Raw genomic sequence first — 25,208 nt, 5'->3', positions numbered from 1 at the left:
CATTTGGTTACACCGAATTAAAACTTACATTTGTGTAAAAGAATATATATTATGAAATTTAATACTAAAGCAATTCACGGTGGGCAAGAGCATGATAAAGCTTATGGAGCAGTAATGCCGCCTATTTATCAAACATCAACATATGCTCAAACCACACCCGGAGGTCATAAGGGTTATGAGTATTCTAGAACCCACAACCCAACCCGAAATGCCCTAGAAAATGCATTTGCTAGTATTGAAAACGGAAAATATGGACTAGCATTTGGTTCTGGTTTAGCAGCCATAGATGCAATTATTAAAATGTTAAAGCCCGGTGATGAAGTTGTTTCTACAAATGATTTGTATGGTGGTTCTTTTCGATTATTTACTAAGATTTTTCAGGATTTCGGAATTAAATTTCATTTTATTGGAATGCAAAATGCATCAAATATTGAAGCTTATGTAAACCAGAACACAAAACTTATTTGGGTAGAAACACCAACTAACCCAATGATGAATATTATTGATATAAAAGCGGTTTCTAAAATTGCAAAAAGCAATAATATATTATTAGCTGTTGATAATACTTTTGCCACACCATATTTACAACAACCACTTGATTTGGGAGCCGATATTGTTATGCATTCTGCTACAAAATATTTAGGTGGTCATAGTGATGTTGTTATGGGGGCATTAGTTGTTAAAGACAAAGATTTAGCAGAAAAACTATACTTTATACAAAATGCAAGCGGAGCAATTTGTGGACCTCAAGACAGTTTTTTAGTATTGAGAGGAATAAAAACTTTGCATGTTAGAATGCAACGCCATTGTGAAAACGGTAAAGCTGTTGCAGAATATTTGGCTAATCACCCAAAAATTGAAAATGTGTATTGGCCAGGTTTTAAAAATCATCCAAATCATGAAATTGCAAAAAGTCAAATGAAAGATTTTGGTGGAATGATATCCTTTACAACTAAAGGAAATAATTATGAGGAAGCAATAAAGATTGTCGAAAAACTTAAAGTATTTACATTGGCAGAGTCTTTAGGTGGCGTAGAATCGCTTTCAGGACATCCTGCAAGTATGACTCATGCTAGTATACCAAAACACGAGAGAGAAAAAACAGGCGTTGTAGATTCTCTAATAAGACTTAGTGTAGGTATTGAAGATATAGATGATTTGATTGCAGATTTAAAACAGGCAATAGGGTAATTTGGTAATTTAATCTAGGTAAAAAATGTATCCAACATTTAGCCAAACCAACCAGTCATCATATTTATTGTAACTTAATTGATGGTCTAATCCATCAACACGGTCATTGAAATAATATTGCCATCTTAAATCTAACATTAAGTCAGACAATTTATTTAGTTTGTATCTAACACCAACACTAGAAACTATAGACCATGTGCTACCTGGTGATGCATCAACAGAACCGGCGTCCCAAAAAGAATAAAAGTTACTTGGGTCGGTAACATCACCTACAGCAGTTGGGTCTGGGTTTGCATAATTTGTACTAACCTCTGGAGTAAATGCTGTGTAATGAACCCCAAAACTAACAAATGGCGCAAAACTATAAGCAAAACCTTGAAAATCTCGAATACTTAAAGGAAAAAATTCAATTTGAGTACCAATATCAAGATTTTTTGCCACACCTTTATGTCCTCTTAGTTGTTTTGCTTCTTCGGTAGTTTTATCTGCAGCTACCCATTTTCCTATGTGCTCTAAATTGGTTTTGTTGTATGAAATCTCATTTCTTAATTTAAAATGATCATTAAAATAAGTATCTGTAGTATAACAATTACAGTCGGCTCTGTAAGAGAAGTTTAAATAATGAACAACTCCTATTCCAAAACCAGAATTACCAAAATTTGTTTTTGAATCTTCACGGCTACCAAAATCTGATCTAAATTGAAGAGGGCCTGCGATAACACCAATTTCGTGAGAGAAGCCTAGTTGAGCATTTGCAGTTTTAATGATAAAAAATAAGCAAAAAACTGAAGCTAAATGTTTCAAGTTAAGCATAAAGGGTTTGTTTTATAAAGGGCATTATTAATAACAAATATATAAAAACTAGCAAAACAAACAAATATTAAAAAATGGTGCAAAAACCACAAAGAATATTTGTTACGAAATTCAATAAAAAATGCGGATATTTTTGAAGATAACGTATATTTGTACCAATAAATTACATATTCAATAAATTACGATGCAATAATTATATATATGAAACAAAAAATTGAAGCATTTTTAGACCTTGTAAAAGAAAGAAATGGTCATGAACCAGAGTTTTTACAAGCTGTAGAGGAAGTTGCAGAAACTGTAATTCCTTACATAGTTAAACATGATATTTATTATGGTAAAAATATTCTTTTAAGGATGGTTGAGCCAGAACGATTAATTTCTTTTAGAGTCTCTTGGGTAGATGATGATGGTGAAATACAAGTAAATAGAGGTTACAGAGTTCAAATGAATTCGGCCATTGGTCCATACAAAGGAGGTCTGCGTTTCCATCCAACAGTAAACGCTAGCATTTTAAAGTTTTTAGCTTTTGAGCAAGTGTTTAAAAATTCATTAACAACCCTACCAATGGGTGGCGGAAAAGGTGGAAGCGATTTTGATCCAAAAGGAAAATCGGATAATGAAATCATGCGTTTTTGCCATGCTTTTATGAGTGAATTATTTAGATATATAGGCCCTAATACAGATGTGCCTGCTGGTGATATTGGTGTAGGAACAAGAGAAATTGGTTTTTTATTCGGTATGTATAAGAAACTACAAAATGAGTTTACAGGAGTTTTAACAGGAAAAGGAATGTCTTGGGGAGGTTCATTAATTAGACCCGAGGCAACTGGGTATGGCAATGTATATTTTGCTCAAAAAATGCTTGAAACTAAAAATGATACCATAAAAGGAAAGGATGTTGTTATTTCTGGTTCTGGAAATGTAGCACAGTATGCTGCAGAAAAAGTATTACAATTAGGAGGTAAAGTTTTAACACTTTCAGATTCTTCTGGATATATTTATGATGAAGCCGGTATAGACGAAGAAAAGTTAGCTTATGTAATGGAGCTTAAAAACGTAAAAAGAGGCAGAATAAGTGAGTATTTGGAAGTTTATCCTGATGCAAAATTCGAAAAAGGAAAAACACCTTGGGGTGTTAAATGTGATGTAGCACTTCCTTGTGCAACACAAAATGAACTTTTTGAAGAAGACGCGAAAAAGCTTTTAGATAATGGTTGTATTTGTGTAAGCGAAGGTGCTAATATGCCATCTACAAAAGATGCCATTGCTGCCTTTCATGAAGCAAAAATATTATTTGCACCCGGAAAAGCTTCTAATGCTGGTGGTGTTGCTACTTCTGGTTTAGAAATGACACAGAATTCATTGCGATTTAAATGGTCTAGAGAAGAGGTTGATAATAAATTAAAAGACATCATGTCAGATATTCATAAATCTTGTTTAGAATACGGTAAGGATGATGACGGATATGTTGATTATGTTAGAGGTGCAAATATTGCAGGATTTGTAAAAGTAGCCGATGCTATGTTGGCACAAGGAATAGTATAAGTGAATTTTTAATTGTTAAAAAAAGAGCTTCCTAAATAATTTAGGAGGCTTTTTTGTTTAAAATATATTATTTTCAAGCAAAACTCGTTAGTTATAAATATATTTGAATTCTCAAAAAGCAACTATGTATAGAAGAGTAATAGTCATTATAATTTTTCTATTTCCTTTATTTCAATTTTCTCAAGATTTTTCAGCACTTTGGAAAGGCCATTTTTCATACAATGAAATTAAAGATGTTACTAAAGGTAACAATGTTATATATGCAGCCGCAGATAATGCTATTTTTAGCTTAGACACTCAAACCAATGAAATGAAAGAGATAACTACTGTAAATGGGTTATCTGGAGAAAGTATATCTACCATTCATTATAGTGTTGAGTATGAGTTACTTGTGGTTGGTTATGAAAATGGACTCATTGAAATAGTGTTTGATAATGATACTGAAATTCTAACTATTGTTGATATTATTGATAAGCCAACAATATCAGCTTCAGATAAAAAAATCAATCATTTTAGTCCATATCAAAACTTTATTTATATATCAACAAATTATGGTATTTCAGTTTATGATTTAGAACGACTTGAGTTTGGTGATACTTATTTTATTGGTAATGGAGGTAGTCAGGTACCCGTTACTCAAACCACAATTTTTGAAGATTTTATTTATGCATCTTGTTTAGAAAATAATGGGATACGTAAAGCTCCAGTTACAAGCTCTAATTTAATAGATTACCAAAATTGGGAGGTTGTATGGGCTAGTAGTTGGCAGTCAATAGAATCTAATGAAGATAGACTTTTCGCTGTAAATACTAATCGAAAATTATATGAAGTTATTGGAGGATCAATAAATGAGTTATTTTATTATCCAAGCTTACCGCTTGATTTAAGATCGGTTAACTCAAATTTAGTTGTTACTACAAGAAGTGAAGTGTATGTATATGATACAAACTTTTCAATTGTTGAACAAATTCCTGTAAATACTGATTTTAACACACAGTTCACATCGGCTATAATTGATACAGAAAGTATTTTTATAGGCACCAAAGATTTTGGAATTTTAAAAACAACTTTCAATAATACATCAATCTTAGAAGAAGTACATCCAGATGGACCACTTTTAAACATACCTTTTTCAATACAGGCAGAAAACAATGGTGTTTGGGTTACTTATGGTGGGTATAGTTTATTTTATGTGCCATTTGGTAGAAGACATGGGTTTAGTCATTTTAATAACGATAGCTGGGTAAACGTAAGTAACGATGAAGCATTTCAAGTAAGAGATATTAATGGTATAGCAATAAACCCTTTTAATACTAGTCAAGTATTTTTAAGCTCATTTCATAATGGCTTATTAGAGTTAACTGATAACGAGCCAATTAATTTATTCGATCAAAGCAATAGTGGTTTAGAATCTTTAGTTGTTCCAACCAGTCCTACTTTTATAAGTGTAAGGGTTTTAAACCCCCTTTTTGATGAGAATGGAGTGCTTTGGACTTTAAGTACTCTTGTCGATAATGCATTAAAATCATATAACCCATCAACAGGACAATGGAAGTCTTATGATTTTACTGCTGTTACGGGTGATGGTTTTTTAGGTGGAAATTTAGGTTATGGTGATATGGTAATTGGTAATGATAACACTAAATGGATTGCTTCTTATAAATTCGGGCTTATTGGGTTTAATGAAAACGGAAGTAGCCCATTAATTAAAAGTATTTATACCGAAGCAGATAATATGCCTACCGATTTAGCAACAGCTGTAGCATTAGATAACAGAAATCAATTATGGATAGGTACCTACAGAGGCTTAAGGGTTTTATACAATACCTCTAATTTTTTTACTGATGAAAATGTTACTGTCAATGAAATTATAATAGAAGAGGATGGTATTGCAAAAGAATTATTATTCGAGCAATATGTAACAGATATTGAAGTTGATGGTTCAAATAATAAATGGATAAGCACAACAGATTCTGGCCTGTTTTATCTGTCTTCAGATGGACAAAACACAATTTTTCATTTTACAAAAGACAACTCACCGTTACCAACCAATAACATAAACGATATCTCTATAGATGATGCAAATGGGGTGGTATATATAGCAACAAGTAAAGGACTTTTGTCATTTAATTCTGGCGGTTCTGCAACTTTTGAGAATTTAGAAAGTGCTTACACTTACCCAAACCCAGTAAGACCTGGATTTAATATTGTTGAAGAAAAAGTAAAAATTAAAGGGATATCTGAAAACGTAAATATAAAAATTACCGATATTGAAGGAAATCTAGTTGCAGAAGCACAATCTAGAGTAAATCAAAGGTATGAAGGGTTTAATTTAGAAATTGATGGTGGAGTTGCCTATTGGAACGGTAAAAATTTAGCAAATAACGTTGTTGCATCTGGAGTCTATTTAGTTATGCTTTCAGATTTAGATTCCTTCGAAACCAAAGTTTTAAAATTAATGGTAGTTAGATAATGCTTATTACTACAAACGCAATTGTTTTATCCAAATTAAAATATAGAGATAACGATTTAATTGTAAAGTGCTACACTCAAGAAAAAGGTATAGTTAGTTTTTTATTAAGAGGTGTGTTAAAAAGCAAAAAAGGAAACTCTAAAGTAGCATATTTTCAATTATTATCACAATTACAAATTGTATTTACTCATAAAAATGGGCGGTCTCTTCAAAGTATTAAAGAAACAAAATTAGATTACTTATACTCAAGTTTGCATACCAATATTTTAAAAGGATCAATAGTAATGTTTTTGTCTGAAGTGTTATCAAACACATTGCAAGAAGAAGAACAAAATGAAACCCTTTACAGTTATTTAGAAAACACACTTTTATGGTTAGATTCGCAATCTGAATATGCTAACTTTCATTTATTATTTTTATTAAAACTAACAAAATATTTAGGGTTTTATCCAGATACTACCAATATTGATGCAGCTTATTTTAATTTGTATGAAGGTAAGTTTGAAATGAAACAAAGTAATAAATACGCTATTTCAGGTGAAAATTTAACATTGCTAAAACAGCTGTTAGGCATAACATTTGATGCTTTACCAAGTATAAAAATTAATGCAAAGCAAAGACAATCTTTTTTAAGTATGATTTTGCTTTATTTTGAACTACATTTGGGGAGTTTTAAAACCCCTAAATCTTTACAGATATTTAATCAAGTTTTTAGCTAAAACTATGAAGTCGCTCTATTTTTTTTTCTTCTTTATACTAATATCTACATATTCTCGAGCTCAAAATATAAAAGTTCTTAATAAAATAACTAAAGAGCCTATTTTTGGTGTTGCTATTTATAATGCAGATAAATCTAAAAGTGTAATTACTAACTTTAGAGGAGAGGCAGAGTTAGATGATTTTTTAGATAATGAAACAATTTATTTAAAGCATTTATCTCATATTTTACTAGCTATAACAAAAAATCAAATTGATAAATCAAATAAAATATTTTTAGTTTCTAATACGCAAGGTTTAGAACAAATTGTAATTTCTGCATCAAAATTCCAGCAAAACAAAAAAGATATTCCTCAAAAAATAGTAAGTGTTGATGCGAAAAATATTCAATTTATAAATCCACAAACAAGTGCAGATTTATTAGAAAGCACAGGGCAAGTTTATATTCAAAAAAGCCAGTTGGGTGGTGGTAGCCCAATGATTAGAGGTTTTTCAACAAATAGATTGTTAATCACAGTAGATGGCGTAAGAATGAATAATGCTATTTTTAGAGGTGGTAATCTGCAAAATGTAATTTCAATCGATCCTTTTGCAGTTCAAAATACAGAAGTTACTTTAGGCTCTGGATCTGTAATATATGGAAGTGATGCCATTGGGGGTGTTATGAGTTTTTACACTCAAAAACCTAAATTATCTTATAACGATTCATTAATGTTTAATGCAAATGCAGTTGTTAGGTATGCCTCTGCCAGTAATGAAAGGACAGGACATTTTGATTTTAATTTAGGATATAAAAAATGGGCTTTTATAACAAGTGCTAGTTATACAGATTTTGATGACTTAAGGATGGGTAGTCATGGACCCGAAGAATATTTAAGACCAGAGTTTGTTGCAACAACTTCTACTGGTGATATAGTAATACAAAATGAAAACCCATTAGTTCAAAAATTCTCTGGTTATAATCAATTGAATTTAATGCAAAAAGCGCATTTTGAGCCTTATGAAGACTTAAGTTTTGACTTAGGCTTATATTATACAACAACATCTGATATACCTCGTTACGATCGTTTAGTTAGATACAGAAATGATCAATTACGCTCTGCAGAATGGAATTATGGACCACAACAATGGTTTATGTCTAATTTCCAGATTACAAAATTAAGTAGCAAATCAAATTTATACAATAAAATAAAGACGACTTTTGCATATCAAAATTTTAAAGAAAGTAGGAGAGATAGAGATTTTCAATCATCAACAAGAAATATTCGCGAAGAAGCTGTTGATGCTTATTCATTTAATTTAGATTTTGAAAAAAGGTTTTCATCTAAAACACAGTTTTTTTATGGTGTAGAATATGTGTACAATAAAGTAAAATCTTTTGGTATAGATGAAAATATTTTAGAAAACACCAAAATAGAAACGGTTTCTAGGTATCCAAATGGTTCCAGTTGGCAATCTGCGGCAGCTTATACTAGTATTAAGTATAAACCAAATGCAAAGTTTGTATTCCAGTCTGGTTTACGATTTAATTATGTAGCTTCTGATGCTGATTTTACTGAAAACAACGTTTATTTAAATTTACCATTTGATGCCGCCAAAAACGAATCGGAAGCCTTAACTGGTACCGCTGGTATTAGTTGGTCGCCAAACCAAATTATACAATGGAAACTTAATGCTTCGTCTGCGTTTAGAGCTCCTAATATTGATGATATTGGTAAAGTATTTGATTCTGAACCTGGCTCTGTAGTAGTTCCTAATGAGGCTTTAAGGCCAGAATATGCTTATGGAGGAGAATTAGGGTTGAAACTAAACTTTAATGACAAATTAATTCTAGATATGAGTACATATTACACGTATTTAGATAACGCATTAGTAAGAAGGGATTATAGTATAAATGGTGAAACAGAAATTATTTACGATGGCGAATTAAGTAATGTACAAGCGATACAAAATGCATCAAAAGCATGGATTTATGGTTTTGAAGTGGGCTTGAAAACGCCTATTACAAATCAATTAAATTTAACTTCACAGTATTCTATAATTGGAGGAACTGAAGAGGAAGAAGATAATACAGAAGTTCCTATTAGACATGTGGCACCAAGTTTTGGAAATACCCACTTAACATGGAATTCAAACAATTTAAAATTAGACTTTTTTGCCAATTACAATGGAGGTTTATCATTTTATCAATTAGCACCATCTGAAATTGAAAAGGACTATATTTATGCTTTAGATGCTAATGGAAACCCTTACAGCCCGTCTTGGTATACGCTAAATTTTAGAGCACAATACCAAATTAATAAATCGGTGTCGTTAACAGGGAGTCTTGAGAATATTACAGACCAACGTTACAAAACCTATTCTTCGGGTATTACTGCAGCAGGAAGGAATCTTATATTATCATTAAAGTATAGTTTGTAAAAAAATAAAGCCCTAGTTTTTGACTAGAGCCTTATGTTTTGAAATGTTATACTATTATTTTTTGAATGCTTTTTTAGTAATAGTTACACCGTTTAAAAGGGTAACTTCAGCAATATAGATACTACCACTTAAACTTGATAATCTATAAGTTTCAGAAGTGTTTTTACCTTCAAACTGATATAATTGTCTTCCTAATAAATCATAAATTCTAATAGTTTCAATATTTTTAGATGCTGTAAATTGCACATTATCATCATTTAATTCAACAATTTTTAATGTGTTAGTATTTGATTCTAAATCTACAGTCGATAAAGATGTGGCGTTAAATCGAATTTCAAAACGATCATTAAACTCACCAGTTTCAGATGTAAATGTGTAATCAGAATCTGTTAGATTATGTACTATATTTAATAGGTTATCTTTCAAGTAAACAGAATTACTTGATAAAAAATCACCTTCAAATTGCGCTATAGATAATTTGTATAACGTTGCATCATTAATATTTGTAGCAAATCCAAGTTTAACAATTTCAGATTCATCTAAATTATTGATAGACTTACCTTGTATGGCATATTTTTTATTAGAAGATTCAATAGTTGAATATAAAGTAGTATAATAGTCTTCAGTTAAAAGTCTAGGGGCATCATAAGCTAATCCATCAATACCGCTAGTTGCTCCATCTACATATGCTAAAAGAATTTGATTAAACACACCATTGTCTGATGTTAAATTAATCCAAATCCTATTTGCATTATTAGTTATTTTTTTACTCTTAGAATTTTTAAAGAATAAGTTATTACTTGAATTATCTGCCATTCGCATAGCATTAGTAAATGTAGCCGTACCTGGGGTTAAACCTGCAATAAAAAAGCCTTGACCAGAAGGAATATATTGTGTAGGGGTAACACCGCTAGCACCAGCAGTACCACCACCACTTCCAGAAGCATACATGGCATAATCATTTTTACTAAAATTACTTTGTTCGCTACCAGGGTTTGATTCGGCATGAGGTGTAGCTTGCGACCAAAAATATGCTGTACCATCAACTACTGATGAGTTTGCTGTATAAAAAGCATCAAAATCTATAGCAGAAGGGTATGGGTTGCCAATAAAATTCCAGTTTATTCCTGTATTTGCAGGATTAATTGCAATAGTAGTATTTATATCTCCAGTATTAAATGTTCCTTCGAAAGTTGCAGTACCGGAACCTCCTAAAAATAATCGCGCTTCTGTTGCGGCATAACCAACTCCGGGAATCATAGTGTCTCCAGCACCAGCTGCTTGCCAATCGTCACCATTATCATCAATATCATCACCATTAGTATCCACAAAATTTGCAGCATTAAATGAAAAACGTCTATCGCCATCAACATCTGGAAAAACACTACCTATTGTTTCATCTGCAACTGGCGAACTCCAATAGGTGTAATAAAACCAATCTGCTTTTGATGCGGTTTGTTTGGTTACCCTAGAAATACCATTATTAGTAAATGTTCCTGCATCATCATTTTGAACAAAGTTTCCTTCAGTTTCAACTAGTATAGTTCCATTATTAGTTATATCATATTCAATATCAATAAACCCACCATTACTAACAGTTAATGTGTTTCCAGCATTTATTTGTAAACTACAAGCAGAAAAACTATTTGCTAAATTCGCATTAAAATTTCCATCTATAACAGCTACGGCTGTTAAAGTTGGCACAGTATCCCAAGATGTTCCATCCCAAGTTGAAACAGATGTACAAGAACCAAGTGCATTTACAATACCATTAAATGTAAAATCATTGATACTATATGTTCCTAATCCCGAAGTTGCACCCCAAGCATAAATTCTAAATGTTATTGAACTTGTAATGCTTTGATAAGCTGCATCAGATAAATCGATAGTTGTTCCACTTTCTGTTGGAACCCCAATATTAGATGTATAACCATCTATACTGCTTCTAAATAAAAAATTTGAAGGTCCTGTGCCTGAAGCTTGGCCGGTATATTCAAAATTCACAAAATTAATTTCGTAACCAGCATTAGGAATAAGTGTAAATTCAAAATAATCGTTGTTGTTAAAAGATCCTGAATTCCATCCACGAGTATTATATCTATTGGTAGCATTATTTCCAGCAATGTCAGGGCCTCTAGAAATACCAGTTACAGTAATATTAGCATCTACAACCTGATCTGCAGTATAAGGGCTTATATATCCTACATTCGAACCGGTTATTGGGTTTGTGAATATGCTTTGCCCATACCCAAACGAGATTACGGTAAGTAGTGTGATAATTAAAGAAAAGAATTTTGTTAGGGTAATCTTTTTCATAATTGTTAAGTTTAAAACAATACCTAGATTTGGCTCGGTATAGTAAATTTGGTTATTTGTAATTTTAAATTCTCATTGCAAATAAAACAATTGTTATTTTTGATGCGTATGCAAACTAAAAAAACATATACAGTACAAGAAGCTACTAGAAAACTAGAGCATTATTGCGCGTATCAAGAACGTTGTCATAAAGAAGTAAAACAAAAATTAGAAACTATGCACATGATACCCGAAGCTATCGATGTGATAATGGTTCATCTTTTGGATCATAACTTTCTTAATGAAGCACGTTTTGCCAAAACATTTGTAAGCGGTAAGTTCAGAATTAAGGCTTGGGGCCGACGTCGATTATCTTTTGAACTTAAGAAAAAAGACATAGGCAAAGTTAATATAAATCAAGCACTTGCAGAAATAGAAAATACGGAATATATCGAGGTTTTCAATAGTTTAGCCGAAAAGAAGGCTAATTCTATTACAGGAACCGATAAATTTAAGAAAAAGAAAAAATTAATCGATTATCTGCTATATAGAGGCTGGGAAACACACTTAGTGTATGAAAAAGCTAAGGAAATTTTCGGGTAAACCCATAAAAAAGCAGATTATACACTAAATATAATCTGCTTTTTATATTTTTTATTAATGTAACTTACAGGTTAAAAGTAGCCCCAAAGTTTATAGTAAATTGATTGTGTAAAGTTTCAGCAGGTGTTAAATCTTCTGTTTTATATTTTGCAAAAGGCACATTTAATTCTGTGTATATACCAAATCCATCAGTAAAAAAGTAACGTGCTCCTAAGTGTCCACCAAAGTTTTTAAGTCCAAGACTTAAACCAGGATATAAATCAAAGTTTTCATCAATATTGATAACATTTCCTAAGTTAGCATTAAAACGAGCTCTTAAATCAAAACGGTTGTCAAAGTCAGCATTTAAATCATTAATTTGATTGTCTTTTAATGCCTCATCAACGCCTAAAAGATACGTTGTAGAAAGTCCTATAGAGATGTTTTCTCCAATACCATAATCGTAACTTAGATTAATACCAGAACCATTTTCTTGTAAATTTACACCTACTTGAAATTTGTTATCATCTTTCCCTTTAAAAGCTTGAGCACTAACTAATGATACGCTTAGCATTGTTAGTAATAAAATAAAATTTTTCATGATTTGAGTTTAAATTTAAGTGGGCAAAGATATTACAAGTTTTTTAATATCAAAGGTTTATTTATAATTGCTTGTGGGTTCTAGTAATGGCTTGTTCATTTTTCCAATCAATCCATTCTTGCCCTTTTATACGACGCATAATATTATCAAAATTTCGCATAATAATTACATTGTAAACTGCCTTACTAAAATTTTTAGGGTTTCTTGCAATGGCTCTTAAGCTCATAGAAAACCCTGGTGTTATATAACGCATATAATGCCAATAACCTTCTGGCATATAAAGCACTTCACCATGATTAAGTTCTGTTTTATACCCTTTAGCTTTTTTTAGCATGGGCCATTTTTTAAAATCGGGATTATTAAAATCAATATCTTCTCGTGTAATTAAAGCGTGCGGAATTTTATACAGGTATTCATTTTGCTTCTGGTCAAACAAAATACATTGCTTTTTACCTTCAAAGTGAAAATGAAAAATATTGGCTAAATCAATATCATAATGCATAAATGTATGCGAATTACTACCTCCAAAAAATAGCATAGGTATCCCTTTCATAAGGCGTAAACCAAAATCAGGAAAACTAAAATCTTTTTGTAATGCAGGAATTTCTTTTAAGGCATTCCATAAAAAAATACGATATTTAGTAGGCTCCCTTTTTAATAAATCTACATAATCAGCTAGTTTCATTTTAGCATGTGGTTCATTAAAACCATCTTTATAATCAACTGGTCTGTCGTCGTATAATGGTACGGTTAAATGGCCACCAATAGATTTCATGTACTCTAAATTCCATTTTGTGTAAGCAGGCCAATCTTCAATAAAATGCTCAATAACTACTGGTTTTTGAGGCTTAAAATAATATTTTAAAAAATCTGCTTTAGTAATTGTTTTTACACGCGGTATGTCCTGTAAGTTTAACGACAAATTGTAATTAATTTAGAAGTACAAAGTTAAGCAAACGTTACCAGAACAAAAATAGTATTTTGGGCGTTACCCAAGGGTCGGGCTTTCTGTTATATCTTTTTTGTGAAAAACAAAAAAGGATGCCACTACAATCCCTAACGCAAAAAAAGCACTTCTAGTTAAAATTATAGCGTAAACCAAATAATAGATTACTTGGAGGCATTGGTACAAAACCTGCCTCAATATAATTTGCATTAAATATATTGTTTGCGGTTAGGGTAAGTTGCAATTGCTTTAAGTTTATAACCATTGATGCATCCCATACGTTATAACTATCGCCCGTAGTACGTTCAGCATGCTTGTAAACAATATTCTGACTTACATTTTTAAATAACTGAGAGCTAAAACGGGTTGTAAAATGATGTTTAAGGGTGTTTAATGAGTAACGTGAAAGATCTTTGTTTTGTTCTAAAATAGTATCGTCTAAATAATTATAACCAATCGCTAATGTTTGTTTGTAATCGTTATATTTAAAATGATACGCTACATCAACTTCAAGCCCTTTGGTGTTAACTTCTGTAATGTTTGTAGCTGTAAATAAAGCATCAGAAGTATTTGGGCGAATGTAATCAATTAAGTTTTTTGCGTCTCTGTTATAAATAGCTGCAGAACCAGAGAATTTTGGTGAAAAGTATTTTAATCCAATTTCTTGTGCAAAAGCTTCTTCAACCTCTAAATCTGGATTTCCAACGGTGCTAGAATCATTATAATATAAATCTGTATAAGTTGGTATTCTGTATGTATAGCCAATGTTTCCGTAGGCTTTTAATTGGTTAGTTATTTTATAACCAATATCTAAACCAGGAAAGGCATAAAAATCAAAATCAGAAAAATAAGTAACCGCAACTCCAGGAGTAATATCAAAATTACTAAATTTAAATTCATGCTCTAAAAATAGGGTAGTCATAAATCTATTTCGGTTTCCTAAATTGTTACTTTTAATGTACACTTTAGAAAGATCTACACCAAAACCCGTAATTCCAGCTTTAGATGTGTATGTTGCATTTACCTCTGCACCAATTTTATTGGTAATATGTAAATTTCTATAAACCGTTGGGTCATTTCTTAAATACACATACTCATCTTGGTTACGTTTCCAGTAAACACGAGGTTTAATAGATAGCTTTTCTGTATTGAATTGAGTTGTAAACCCGATTAAACTATTTTGAGTTTCTTCATATTGATCAGTAGCACTTTCTCGGGCATAAAAACCATTTGCGCCAAATTTACGTTCTTGAAATGTAGCAATCATTTCAATGGCTTTTTTGTTTTTGTTAAAAACGCTTTTTACAAAATAATTGCTGTTATCATAATCTGTATTATAACGATAACCTGCCGATGTCATTTTATCAACATGAACTATATGAGAGGAGTTTTTTAAATTAGATCCAACCGTTACACCACCATTTAATTGACCAAAAGACCCAGTTTCTGCTTTAACAGAAACGGTATTATTTAAGGTTTTTTTGGTTACAATATTTATAGCGCCAGTAAAAGCATTTTGTCCAAATACCCTTGCTGCTGGACCTTTTATAATTTCAATTCGCTCAATAACCTCTATAGGTAAAGCGGCATTCATGGTGTGGTGTCCAGTTTGTGCATCGTCCATTTTTATACCATCAATTAATAAAAGTGTTTGATCAAAACTACCGCCACGTATATATAAATCTGCTTGACTACCTGCAGTTCCTCGCCTTCTTATGTCTATACCAGCTACCTGTTGTAGTAAATCGGCAAAATTTGTTGAAGCACTATTTTTTATGTCTTCAGAAGAAATAACAGTAATAGTTCTAGAATTTTCATTAAACGGAAGTGCTATTCTTGTTGAATTAATGACAACTTGCTCTAAAGAATCTATTTTTACAGGTTCTTCTTGCGCATTTACTATTAGAATTGATAATAATAGTAAGGTAGTTAAAGCTATTTTTAGTTTCATAAAATCTGTAATTTAATAACTGCCGCAAAAGTCGTAACTTTCCGGACGATTAAGATAGTCCAGTTTTAAAACAATGAATAGTCCGGTTAGTGATCTTTTAAATCAATTAATTCATTTTGAAAAATCAAGTTCAAAAGCTGTTTATATTCAAATAGCAGAACAAATAGTTAATGCTATTCAACGTGGGTATTTAATAAAAGGTACTGTATTGCCAGGAACCCGTTCTTTAAGTCAAATATTACAAGTTCATAGAAATACAGCTGTAGCTGTTTATGATGAGTTAGCGTCTCAGGGTTGGGTAGATATTATTCCCAATAAAGGTACTTTCGTTTTAGTGCCAGCACAAACTAACGCTCCAATAAAAGCAACTACGCAACAAATAGATAGGGTTTATCAATATTCTAAAACAACAGGTTTTTCTTTTCAACCATCATTTAATTTGGCCTCTACATTGCAGTTAGCAACAACCAAGTATTATATAAATGATGGTACCCCCGATTTAAGATTACACCCTGTACATCAATTTTCAAGATGGTATAGTGCGGTAATGAAGCGAAAATCTTTAATTAAAAAATGGAATCAACCAATACAATTATCTTATTCAGTTTACGAAACACAGCTTTGTAATTATTTAAACGCCACAAGAGGATTTCATATAAACCCAAGTAGCCTTATAAGTACTCGAAGTACAGAAATGAGTTTATATATTGTTTCTCAACTTTTAATAAAACAGAATGACATTGTTTTAGTAGGGCATTTAAGTAACTATGCGTCAAACATGATTTTTCAGCAAGCTGGTGCTTTTATTAAAACTATTCCAGTAGATAAACATGGATTAGATGTAGATTATATATCAAAACATTTTGTAAAAGGAAGTATACGTTGTGTGTATGTTTGTGCCCATAGGCAGTATCCAACAACAGCAACATTAAGTGCAGAGCGACGATTCAAATTATTAGAATTGGCCAAAGCTTATCAATTTGCTATAATTGAAGACGATTACGATTACGATTTTCAGTTTGAAGGTTCTGCCATGTTACCAATGGCAAGTGCCGATGCTAATGGTATGGTTATTTATTTAGGGAAACTGGGGCAATCATTATTTCCTAGTTTTCAAACAGGATATGTAGTAGCTCCCGAAAATTTAATTTCTGAAGCAAAAAACTATTTACAATTACTAGATAAACAAGGCGATATCTTACAAGAACAGATGCTTTCTGAGTTAATTTCTGAAGGAGAAATATACCGCCTCATAAAAAAGAATATCTTAGTTTATAAGAAAAGACGCGACTACCTATGTAAATGTTTAGCAACATATTTTCAAGACCTTATTACATGGAAAATGCCATCTGGCGGACTTGCATTATGGTTAGAGTTTAAAACTAAGATTTCATTAGTTAAGTTGGCAGAAGCAGCCGAAAGAAACGATTTATATCTTCCAAAAACTACGCTTTATCAAGATAGAAATACATGTGCCATCCGTTTTGGATTTGGGCATTTAAATGAAGATGAAATAGAACTTGTAGTTAAAAAATTAAAAATGGCTTATAATGCGGTAATTTAAATGCTGCTCAATTAAATAGCTTAGGTTACTTTTTTTCAATATCAAACTCTGTTTTGCAATTATTACACCTGTATTTGTGTTTAGTGTAAATAGGCAAAATAGAGCCAAAGGTTAAAACACTAGTTATTAATGCAACAATAAAAGCGAAAAGAGATTTTAAATTGGTTATGGTAGAAAAAAGTTCAATCTCTTGTTTATGGCAATTAGGACATGCTACTGGTTTACCTTCGTCATCTATAGAGTATTTTGCTATACCATCTAAAATGTGTCTTGCCTTTAATGCATCTTCAGTTAGTACTTTAAGTTTCACACCACCAATAGCATTACTTACTAACGGATCGGTATCAATAGTTAAATTATCTGAAAGAAACACTTGAATACCGTCAGCCTCCAACCGCCCTTTTATAATTTGAGCTTCGCTTGAATATTGGTATTTGGCAATTGTAGTAAAGGTTTCTATCATTAATAGTATTTAATATAGGTAAAGATAAATAATATAAGCGGGTTATATAAATACACCTTTTAAATAAAAAATTATTGAAAAACAATAATTTTTTATATGTTTGTTATTGTTAAACAATAATATAATGAAAAACCTAGCCTATATAACATCAAAAATTCTTTTCTATAGCATTTCAACTTTACTTGCCTTTGTAATGCTGTTTTCAATACTATCATTTCTCGAATTAAAGTTAGGTATGCAAATTCCGTTTGTAGAGATTATTGAAAATCGTCCAAAAATTCATGTGCCAATACTTGGTTTGCGAATAAACGTTCCATTAAATTACTCTATTCTTATTATGTGGACTGCAATGTTATATTATGCTATTTATTTTTATGCCTTTAAAAATTTTCTAAAAGTATTTGTTGAAAAAAGTATGTTTGAAACTAAATCGATAAAACGACTACGCCTATTCTTAATATTAAATATTGTTCCTGTAGTTTATATCATATTCTTTACGGCTTCATTTCTAATAAAGAGCGTAGCTATTCGTTTTGAAGATGATTATTTTATTGTTTTAGCACACTTAGTTATCGCTTTTTTAATATATCTGTACTTAGATGTTTTTAAAAGAGGGAAGCATATACAAGAAGAAAACGACTTAACAATCTAAACATGCCAATAATTGTAAACCTAGATGTCATGTTAGCTAAACGAAACATGAAAAGCAAAGAGTTAGCTGAAATTATTGGTATTACAACTGCGAACCTTTCTATTTTAAAATCTGGAAAAGCCAAAGCAGTTCGTTTCTCAACTCTAGAAGCTATATGTAAAGCTTTAGATTGTCAGCCTGCCGATATTTTAGAATATGTTGAAGATTAAAATTGTATTTTTAAAAAATATTTTAATATTTCAATTTTTGCTATGAAATCATATGTTATTCTTTTATTATGCCTTGTATATTCAGTTAGTTTCGCCCAAAACAATCACATTGTAAATACAGAAGATGGGAAACGTGTATTATTAAAGTCCGATTTTACTTGGGAATATATTGCCGCAGATAGTACTTCTGTTACTAGTATTTTAAAACCAGAAGAAAGTACAACATGTTATTTAACTCAAGATTTTACAGAGCCCAAACTAAATAAAAAAATACAAGCGCAATTAAAAAAAGGGCGTGCTACAATTAGTCATGTAAAAACTAAAGTGGCTAAAGACTATAATTGCCAAGTAGCAGATGTTTTGTTATTGTCCGTTACAGAATATAAATCAAAAGCCGTTTATAATTTTTGTGCTAACGGAAAAAAAGTTACTTATAAACGTATCGGAAATACTATTGTAGAGAAGTAGCAGTCTTTTTAATCTAAATTAAATAATTTTATTAGTTTGTTTATACGTCTGTTTATTAACCCATTTATGGTGTCCGGGTTTACTAGCATCAAGCAAATCAATACGTAATTTTTCAGATATTAAAAAACCATTTTCTATGGCTTTTTCATAATTATCTAAAGTCATTAAATTTAAAATTTCATTTTTTTTATACCACATATTTATTTGAAAATAGTCACCTGTTTTATAAACCGAAATATACTTAAGGTCTATTAAATCTTGCCACACTTCTTTGTAATTAAAAAGGCCCACTCTGTATTGATGTTGTATTTTATTGTTTTCGAAATTTAAATGCACATTATGAGATGCAATAGCCATAAACGATGAAAAAAATAATATGAGTAATAAAACAATTAAATAAATTACAATAGTCCACCTCTCAGGATGATTTAAAAGGTTTTTGTATCTATATAGATATACAACATAACTAAATAAACTAGCATATAATAACGCCGTTATAATTTTATTAATAAGTGGTTTATCAGGTTCTCTAATTACAAGTTCGCTTTTAAACATTTAACAAATATAAAAAACAGTTTTATTTCAAAAACTTAAGAAATCATATTACTTTTATACGCATGTATGCCCTAGTAGATTGTAATAATTTTTATGCGTCTTGCGAACGCGTTTTTAATCCAAACTTACGCTATAAACCCGTTGCTATTTTAAGTAATAACGATGGGTGCGTTATTGCACGAAGTGATGAGGCTAAAACTATTGGGCTACCAATGGGTGCGCCCATTTTTAAATGGGAAGGGTTTTGTAAAGCAAACAATATAGAAGTACTGTCTTCTAACTATCCGTTATACGGCGATATGAGCCATCGGGTTATGACTATTTTAGAGCAATTTACACCAGATGTTGAGGTGTATAGTATTGATGAAGCTTTTCTAGAATTTAAAGGCTTTAAAAATTACGATTTTACAGAATATGGCATTCAAATGCGCCAATGTATTTTAAAATGGACAGGTATTCCAACTTGTGTAGGTGTTGCACCAACAAAAGCTTTAAGTAAAGTAGCTAATAAAATAGCACGTAAATTTCCAGAGCAAACAAAAGGCGTATATATTATAGATTCTGAAGAAAAACGCATAAAGGCCTTAAAATGGATTAAAATAGAAGATGTTTGGGGCATAGGCAGAGCTTTACAAAAACAATTAAAAGCAAAAAAATGTAACACAGCTTATGATTTTACACAACTCTCAGATACTTGGGTACGCAAAAACTTCTCAATAACAGAATGGAAACTTAAAAAAGATCTAGAAGGTATTTCTAAAATAAAACTAGACGAAGTAAAAACCAAACGCGCCATAGCCACCACAAGAAGTTTCGAATATACCTATTCAGATATTGATAACATTAAAGAGCGAATCTCAACGTTTGCCACAAGTTGTGCCGAAAAACTACGTAAACAAGGTACCAGTTGCCACATGATTTACGTTACCATAAGTAGCGATAGGCACAAAAAAGATTTAGAACAACACAGAGCAAGTCGTGTAATTAGTTTGCCCTATGCAACAGATTCTAGCTTAATTATTAGTCAGCAAGCCGTTTGGGCTGTAAAACAAATTTTTAAAAAAGGCATAAAATATAAGCGTGCAGGAGTTATTGTTATGGGCCTAGTACCTACTAATAATTACCAACTACAAATGTTTGATCATGAAAACCCAAAACATAAACCTTTAATGAAAGCCATAGACGGTTTAAACTCTAAATACGCTAATAATAAAATAAAATTAGCAAGTCAAGATTTAAAACGTACCTGGAAAATGCGCCAAGAGCGCCTATCTCCAAGGTATACAACAAATATTAACGATATTATAGTCGTTAAATAAAGCAATAATCTCAAAAATTTGAATTAAATTTAGAAACAGAAAAAAAATATTTTGGCGTTACCACAAGGGTCGGGCTTTCGCTACTCAATCTTTTTGCGAAAAAGCAAAAAGGATTTCAAACAAACCGCTTAATCCCTAACGCACGTAACGGCCAATAAAATGCAAAACCCATGATATTACACAAATCTAACAGCCTAACTTTTTTTACTCCAAAACCTACAAATGCTTTAGGAGCACTTTTTTTCGATACAGGCATTTCTGCCGGATTCCCATCGCCAGCCGAAGATTTTAAAGAACAACGCCTTTCTCTAGACAAAGAACTTGTAAAAAACAAAGAAGCAACTTTTTATGCACGTGTAAGCGGGCAATCTATGATAGGAGCAGGACTCGATGATAATGATTTGTTGGTAATTGATAGAAGCCTAGAACCATCAAACAATAAAATAGCAGTTTGCTTTTTAGATGGTGAGTTTACTGTAAAACGCTTAAAAGTAAATAAAGAAGGCGTTTGGTTACAGCCAGAAAATCCAAATTATCCAATAATAAAAATAACCAATGAAAACGATTTTGTTATTTGGGGTATTGTAACCAATGTAATTAAAAAGGTATATTAGTCATTTACTAATTAAATTATTTTCATGGTAAACTTATCAAGTTTAGACATTGGTATCATTATAGCATTTTTTGTAATCACACTTTTTATAGGTGTTTGGGTGTCTAAACAAGCAGGAAAAAGTTCTACAGAGTTTTTCTTATCTGGTAGAAACATGCCTTGGTGGTTATTAGGTGTATCTATGGTTGCAACAACCTTTGCTGCCGATACTCCGGGTTTAGTAACAGAACTTGTTAGAAAAAATGGCGTATCAGGAAACTGGGTATGGTGGGCTATGTTATTAACAGGTATGCTTACCGTATTTTTTTATGCTAAACTTTGGCGAAAATCAGGTATTTCAACCGATTTAGAGTTTTATGAACTACGATATTCAGGAAAATCAGCCAGTTTTTTAAGAGGGTTTCGCGCTATCTATTTAGGGGTTATATTTAACATTATTACCATGGCAGGCGTTTGCTTGGCAGGAGCCAAAATAGCTAATATTCTATTAGGTATCTCTCAGCAAGAAGCATTATTATATTCGTCAATAATTGTTGTAATATATTCGTCTTTAGGAGGTTTAAAAGGGGTTTTAATAACCGATTTTCTTCAGTTTATAATTGCTATGGTAGGTTCCGTTTGGGCAACAGTATATATTGTAAATCTTCCAGAAATAGGAGGTATGCAAAACCTATTAACCCATCAAAACGTAGCAGGCAAACTCAATATACTTCCAGATTTTTCAAACTCTGAAGCTTTAATTACTTTATTTATTATTCCGTTTGCTGTACAATGGTGGAGCACTTGGTACCCAGGCGCAGAGCCGGGTGGTGGCGGTTATATAGCACAACGAATGCTTGCGGCAAAAGATGAAAAAAATGCTACTTGGGCAACTTTGTTTTTCAATTTTGCACATTATGCACTTAGGCCATGGCCATGGATTGTAGTTGGTTTAGCATCATTAGTTATTTTTCCAAGCTTAGAAAGTATTAATGTAGCATTTCCTACCTTAAATAAAGATATGCAAGGTCACGATGTGGCTTATGCTGCTATGATGACGTATTTGCCAGCTGGCTTAATAGGCATCGTTTTAACCTCTTTAATTGCGGCATTTATGAGTACCATTTCAACGCAATTAAACTGGGGGAGCTCCTATATTGTTAACGATTTTTATGGACGATTTATTAATAAAGATGCTACAGAAAAACAAAAAGTGTTTATTGGTAGAGTTTCAACAGTTTTACTTATGGTATGCGCTGCTTTATTTTCATTTTATATAAAATCTGCAAAAGATGTATTTGATTTATTATTGCAAATAGGAGCCGGAACAGGTTTGTTATTTATAATGAGGTGGTTTTGGAAACGTATTAACCCATATAGCGAAATAGCGGCTATGGTAATATCGTTTGTAATTGCTGTGGTGTTTTTTATAAACAGTAAGTTAGATAGTCCTTGGTTTGAAATAGCAGGTTATATGCAATTAGTACTAGGTGTAGTAATAACTACTCTTGGGTGGATTGTAGTAACTCTTTTAACTAAACAAAGCAATACAGAAACCTTAGAGAAATTTGAAGCTTTAGTTTATGGTAATGAAAGTAAGTTTAAAAATATAGGGTATAAAATAGTAGCCTTCTTTTTAGGTGTTATTGGAACATATAGCGTTTTGTTTGCTACAGGCTATTTTATATATGGCAAAATAATGCTGGCATTTGGTTTAACCATTTTAGCTGTATTATGTTGTTTATTATTAATTAAAAACTGGAAGAGAATAATATAATAATCAATATTATAAAAGCGTATATATATTGATTATAACTATAAAAAAAGCCAAACATATTTGTTTGGCTTTTTTTATTATATGTAATAATTATATGTCTTAATCAGCTAAAACAATAACCTTATTATCTTTCATTTCAAGAGTTCCAGAATTTATTTTTAACAAAGTATTACCCTTGTCACCTTTAGTAAATTTGTCTTGAACATCTTCGTTTAATACAATATCTCCAGATATTTTTACAAACCCTTCTTTTAATATAGATACAATAGGGGCATGATTATTTAGCATTTCAAAATCGCCACTAGCGCCAGGAACAACTATACTGGTTACTTCTCCGCTAAATAGTGTTGCTTCAGGTGATACAATTTCTAAATACATAATTTTTTAGTTTTAGATTAAGCTTCAGCAAGCATTTTATCTCCAGCTTCAATAGCTTCTTCAATAGTTCCTTTAAGGTTAAAAGCAGCTTCTGGTAGGCGATCTAATTCACCATCCATAATCATATTAAATCCTTTAATAGTTTCTTTAATATCAACTAAAACACCAGGAATACCTGTAAACTGTTCTGCTACGTGGAAAGGTTGAGATAAGAAACGTTGTACACGTCTTGCTCTACCTACAGCCAATTTATCTTCTTCAGATAATTCTTCCATACCAAGAATGGCAATAATATCTTGTAATTCTTTGTAACGTTGTAATAACTCTTTTACTCTTTGAGCACAAGCGTAATGCTCTTCTCCTAAAATATCAGCTGTTAAAATTCTTGAAGTAGAATCTAATGGATCTACCGCAGGATAAATACCTAACTCAGCAATTTTTCTAGAAAGTACTGTAGTTGCATCTAAGTGAGCAAAGGTTGTAGCAGGTGCAGGATCTGTTAAATCATCCGCAGGTACGTAAACCGCTTGTACAGATGTAATAGAACCTCTTTTAGTTGAAGTAATACGCTCTTGCATAGCACCCATCTCTGTTGCTAATGTTGGTTGGTAACCTACCGCAGAAGGCATACGACCTAATAATGCAGATACCTCAGAACCAGCTTGTGTAAAACGGAAAATATTATCTACGAAAAATAATACATCTTTTCCTTGTCCTTCACCAGCACCATCACGGAAATATTCAGCAATAGTTAAACCAGATAAGGCAACACGTGCACGTGCTCCAGGAGGCTCATTCATTTGTCCGAATACGAAAGTAGCTTTCGATTCTTTCATTTTTGATTTATCAACTTTAGATAAATCCCATCCGCCATCTTCCATAGAATGCATAAAATCATCACCATAACGAATAATTCCAGATTCTAACATTTCTCTTAAAAGGTCATTTCCTTCACGAGTTCTTTCTCCTACACCAGCAAATACTGATAAACCACCGTGACCTTTTGCTATATTATTAATCAACTCCTGAATTAATACTGTTTTACCTACACCAGCACCACCAAATAAACCAATTTTACCACCTTTTGCATAAGGCTCAATTAAATCGATTACTTTAATACCAGTAAATAAAACTTCTGTAGATGTTGATAAATCTTCAAATTTAGGAGCTTGACGGTGAATTGGTAACCCAGCTTCTCCAGCTTTAGGTAAATCTCCAAGACCATCAATAGCATCTCCAATTACATTAAATAAACGTCCGTATACATCATCACCAACCGGCATTTGAATAGGGGCACCTGTAGCGTTTACTTCAGTTCCTCTACTTAAACCATCAGAAGAATCCATAGCGATAGTACGAACAGTATCTTCTCCAATATGAGATTGTACTTCTAGTATTAAAAGCGAACCATCTGCTTTCTTAATTTCTAATGAATCGTAAATTTTTGGAAGTTCTGAACCTGCTGCGAATTCAACATCGATAACGGGTCCTACAATTTGTGCAACTTTACCTGTAACTTTAGACATTACTTATGTATTTAATATTATGCGTTTTAATTCAATGAAAACATTTAAAGTTTTCGCGTGCAAAGATATATTTTTTAATTTAAAAATAAAGTTGTTTTTATAGCTTTTTTGTAATAAAAAAACACCCTCAAGTTGAAGGTGTTTTTTTTAGTTTTATTTTTAAACCTTTA

At 31.7% G+C, this 25,208-nt stretch carries 22 protein-coding genes; 13 read left to right on the top strand and 9 right to left on the bottom strand.

Annotated features, from left to right (window positions below; translation table 11 throughout):
- Window positions 1–51 precede the first annotated feature (51 nt).
- Window positions 52–1,191 (top strand): cystathionine gamma-synthase, encoded by a 1,140-nt coding sequence (locus Q0842_RS09670; RefSeq protein WP_298497457.1) that lies wholly within the window; start codon window positions 52–54, stop codon window positions 1,189–1,191.
- A gap of 9 nt (window positions 1,192–1,200) precedes the next feature.
- Here the strand turns inward: Q0842_RS09670 and Q0842_RS09665 are convergent, their stop codons facing one another.
- Window positions 1,201–2,004 (bottom strand): glutamate dehydrogenase, encoded by an 804-nt coding sequence (locus Q0842_RS09665; protein ID WP_298497455.1) that lies wholly within the window; start codon window positions 2,002–2,004, stop codon window positions 1,201–1,203.
- 201 nt (window positions 2,005–2,205) lie between these two features.
- On the opposite strand from Q0842_RS09665, the gene gdhA reads away from it, so the two are divergent.
- From gdhA to Q0842_RS09645, 4 genes are all read left to right on the top strand, one after another.
- Window positions 2,206–3,549 (top strand): NADP-specific glutamate dehydrogenase, encoded by a 1,344-nt coding sequence (gdhA, locus tag Q0842_RS09660; protein WP_298497453.1) that lies wholly within the window; start codon window positions 2,206–2,208, stop codon window positions 3,547–3,549.
- A gap of 124 nt (window positions 3,550–3,673) precedes the next feature.
- On the top strand, window positions 3,674–6,022 hold the full coding sequence (locus tag Q0842_RS09655; RefSeq protein WP_298497451.1) for an ABC transporter substrate-binding protein: 2,349 nt from the start codon (window positions 3,674–3,676) through the stop codon (window positions 6,020–6,022).
- Window positions 6,022–6,741: a DNA repair protein RecO gene (gene recO, locus Q0842_RS09650; protein ID WP_298497449.1), complete on the top strand. Its 720-nt coding sequence runs from the start codon at window positions 6,022–6,024 to the stop codon at window positions 6,739–6,741. The genes Q0842_RS09655 and recO overlap by 1 nt, the downstream gene beginning before the upstream one ends.
- A gap of 4 nt (window positions 6,742–6,745) precedes the next feature.
- Window positions 6,746–9,160, top strand: a complete 2,415-nt coding sequence (locus tag Q0842_RS09645; protein ID WP_298497447.1) for a TonB-dependent siderophore receptor — start codon at window positions 6,746–6,748, stop codon at window positions 9,158–9,160.
- Window positions 9,161–9,214: 54 nt separating this feature from the next.
- Here Q0842_RS09645 and Q0842_RS09640 read toward each other — a convergent pair whose 3' ends face one another.
- Complete coding sequence (locus Q0842_RS09640) at window positions 9,215–11,476, bottom strand: T9SS type A sorting domain-containing protein (protein WP_298497445.1); 2,262 nt, start codon at window positions 11,474–11,476, stop codon at window positions 9,215–9,217.
- A 108-nt stretch (window positions 11,477–11,584) separates the two neighbouring features.
- On the opposite strand from Q0842_RS09640, the gene Q0842_RS09635 reads away from it, so the two are divergent.
- Window positions 11,585–12,058, top strand: a complete 474-nt coding sequence (locus tag Q0842_RS09635) for a regulatory protein RecX (protein ID WP_298497443.1) — start codon at window positions 11,585–11,587, stop codon at window positions 12,056–12,058.
- 64 nt (window positions 12,059–12,122) lie between these two features.
- Here Q0842_RS09635 and Q0842_RS09630 read toward each other — a convergent pair whose 3' ends face one another.
- The 3 genes from Q0842_RS09630 to Q0842_RS09620 form a co-directional block, all read right to left on the bottom strand.
- Window positions 12,123–12,638, bottom strand: coding sequence for a DUF6646 family protein (locus Q0842_RS09630; protein ID WP_298497441.1), 516 nt, complete (start codon window positions 12,636–12,638; stop codon window positions 12,123–12,125).
- A 61-nt stretch (window positions 12,639–12,699) separates the two neighbouring features.
- Window positions 12,700–13,560: a cupin-like domain-containing protein gene (locus tag Q0842_RS09625; RefSeq protein WP_298497439.1), complete on the bottom strand. Its 861-nt coding sequence runs from the start codon at window positions 13,558–13,560 to the stop codon at window positions 12,700–12,702.
- A gap of 154 nt (window positions 13,561–13,714) precedes the next feature.
- Window positions 13,715–15,535, bottom strand: coding sequence for a TonB-dependent siderophore receptor (locus Q0842_RS09620; protein ID WP_298497437.1), 1,821 nt, complete (start codon window positions 15,533–15,535; stop codon window positions 13,715–13,717).
- Window positions 15,536–15,608: 73 nt separating this feature from the next.
- Here Q0842_RS09620 and Q0842_RS09615 point away from each other — a divergent pair, with 73 nt between their 5' ends.
- On the top strand, window positions 15,609–17,099 hold the full coding sequence (locus tag Q0842_RS09615) for a PLP-dependent aminotransferase family protein (protein WP_298497434.1): 1,491 nt from the start codon (window positions 15,609–15,611) through the stop codon (window positions 17,097–17,099).
- Between the two features lie 25 nt (window positions 17,100–17,124).
- Here Q0842_RS09615 and Q0842_RS09610 read toward each other — a convergent pair whose 3' ends face one another.
- Window positions 17,125–17,562 carry a DUF2007 domain-containing protein gene (locus Q0842_RS09610; RefSeq protein ID WP_298497432.1) on the bottom strand — a complete coding sequence of 146 codons (438 nt, stop codon included), beginning with the start codon at window positions 17,560–17,562 and terminating at the stop codon, window positions 17,125–17,127.
- A 124-nt stretch (window positions 17,563–17,686) separates the two neighbouring features.
- On the opposite strand from Q0842_RS09610, the gene Q0842_RS09605 reads away from it, so the two are divergent.
- From Q0842_RS09605 to Q0842_RS09595, 3 genes are read left to right on the top strand one after another with little or no spacing between them, the layout of a single operon-like run.
- The gene (locus Q0842_RS09605; protein WP_298497430.1) at window positions 17,687–18,214 is read left to right on the top strand and encodes a DUF2975 domain-containing protein; all 528 of its coding nucleotides are present in this window, start codon (window positions 17,687–17,689) and stop codon (window positions 18,212–18,214) included.
- A 2-nt stretch (window positions 18,215–18,216) separates the two neighbouring features.
- A complete protein-coding gene (locus Q0842_RS09600) occupies window positions 18,217–18,423 on the top strand; it encodes a helix-turn-helix transcriptional regulator (protein ID WP_298497427.1) in 207 nt (68 codons plus the stop codon).
- 42 nt (window positions 18,424–18,465) lie between these two features.
- Window positions 18,466–18,891: a DUF3157 family protein gene (locus Q0842_RS09595; protein WP_298497425.1), complete on the top strand. Its 426-nt coding sequence runs from the start codon at window positions 18,466–18,468 to the stop codon at window positions 18,889–18,891.
- A gap of 18 nt (window positions 18,892–18,909) precedes the next feature.
- Here the strand turns inward: Q0842_RS09595 and Q0842_RS09590 are convergent, their stop codons facing one another.
- Window positions 18,910–19,446 carry a hypothetical protein gene (locus tag Q0842_RS09590; RefSeq protein ID WP_298497423.1) on the bottom strand — a complete coding sequence of 179 codons (537 nt, stop codon included), beginning with the start codon at window positions 19,444–19,446 and terminating at the stop codon, window positions 18,910–18,912.
- 62 nt (window positions 19,447–19,508) lie between these two features.
- On the opposite strand from Q0842_RS09590, the gene Q0842_RS09585 reads away from it, so the two are divergent.
- The 3 genes from Q0842_RS09585 to Q0842_RS09575 all read left to right on the top strand — a co-directional run bounded on the left by Q0842_RS09585 (window position 19,509) and on the right by Q0842_RS09575 (window position 23,134).
- The gene (locus tag Q0842_RS09585; protein ID WP_298497421.1) at window positions 19,509–20,765 is read left to right on the top strand and encodes a Y-family DNA polymerase; all 1,257 of its coding nucleotides are present in this window, start codon (window positions 19,509–19,511) and stop codon (window positions 20,763–20,765) included.
- 170 nt (window positions 20,766–20,935) lie between these two features.
- Entirely contained in the window at window positions 20,936–21,379 is a 444-nt protein-coding gene (gene umuD / locus Q0842_RS09580; RefSeq protein WP_298497419.1) for a translesion error-prone DNA polymerase V autoproteolytic subunit, read from the top strand.
- Between the two features lie 24 nt (window positions 21,380–21,403).
- Window positions 21,404–23,134 (top strand): sodium:solute symporter family protein, encoded by a 1,731-nt coding sequence (locus Q0842_RS09575; protein ID WP_298497417.1) that lies wholly within the window; start codon window positions 21,404–21,406, stop codon window positions 23,132–23,134.
- 99 nt (window positions 23,135–23,233) lie between these two features.
- Here the strand turns inward: Q0842_RS09575 and Q0842_RS09570 are convergent, their stop codons facing one another.
- The gene (locus Q0842_RS09570) at window positions 23,234–23,512 is read right to left on the bottom strand and encodes a F0F1 ATP synthase subunit epsilon (protein ID WP_298497415.1); all 279 of its coding nucleotides are present in this window, start codon (window positions 23,510–23,512) and stop codon (window positions 23,234–23,236) included.
- A gap of 17 nt (window positions 23,513–23,529) precedes the next feature.
- A complete protein-coding gene (gene atpD, locus Q0842_RS09565) occupies window positions 23,530–25,038 on the bottom strand; it encodes a F0F1 ATP synthase subunit beta (RefSeq protein ID WP_298497413.1) in 1,509 nt (502 codons plus the stop codon).
- Window positions 25,039–25,208 lie beyond the last annotated feature (170 nt).

The sequence above is a fragment of the uncultured Algibacter sp. genome, assembly GCF_947495675.1.
Classification (GTDB): Bacteria; Bacteroidota; Bacteroidia; order Flavobacteriales; family Flavobacteriaceae; genus Algibacter_B.
Note: the sequence above shows the minus strand (reverse complement) of the source record. Positions and strands in the feature narration are given on the sequence as shown.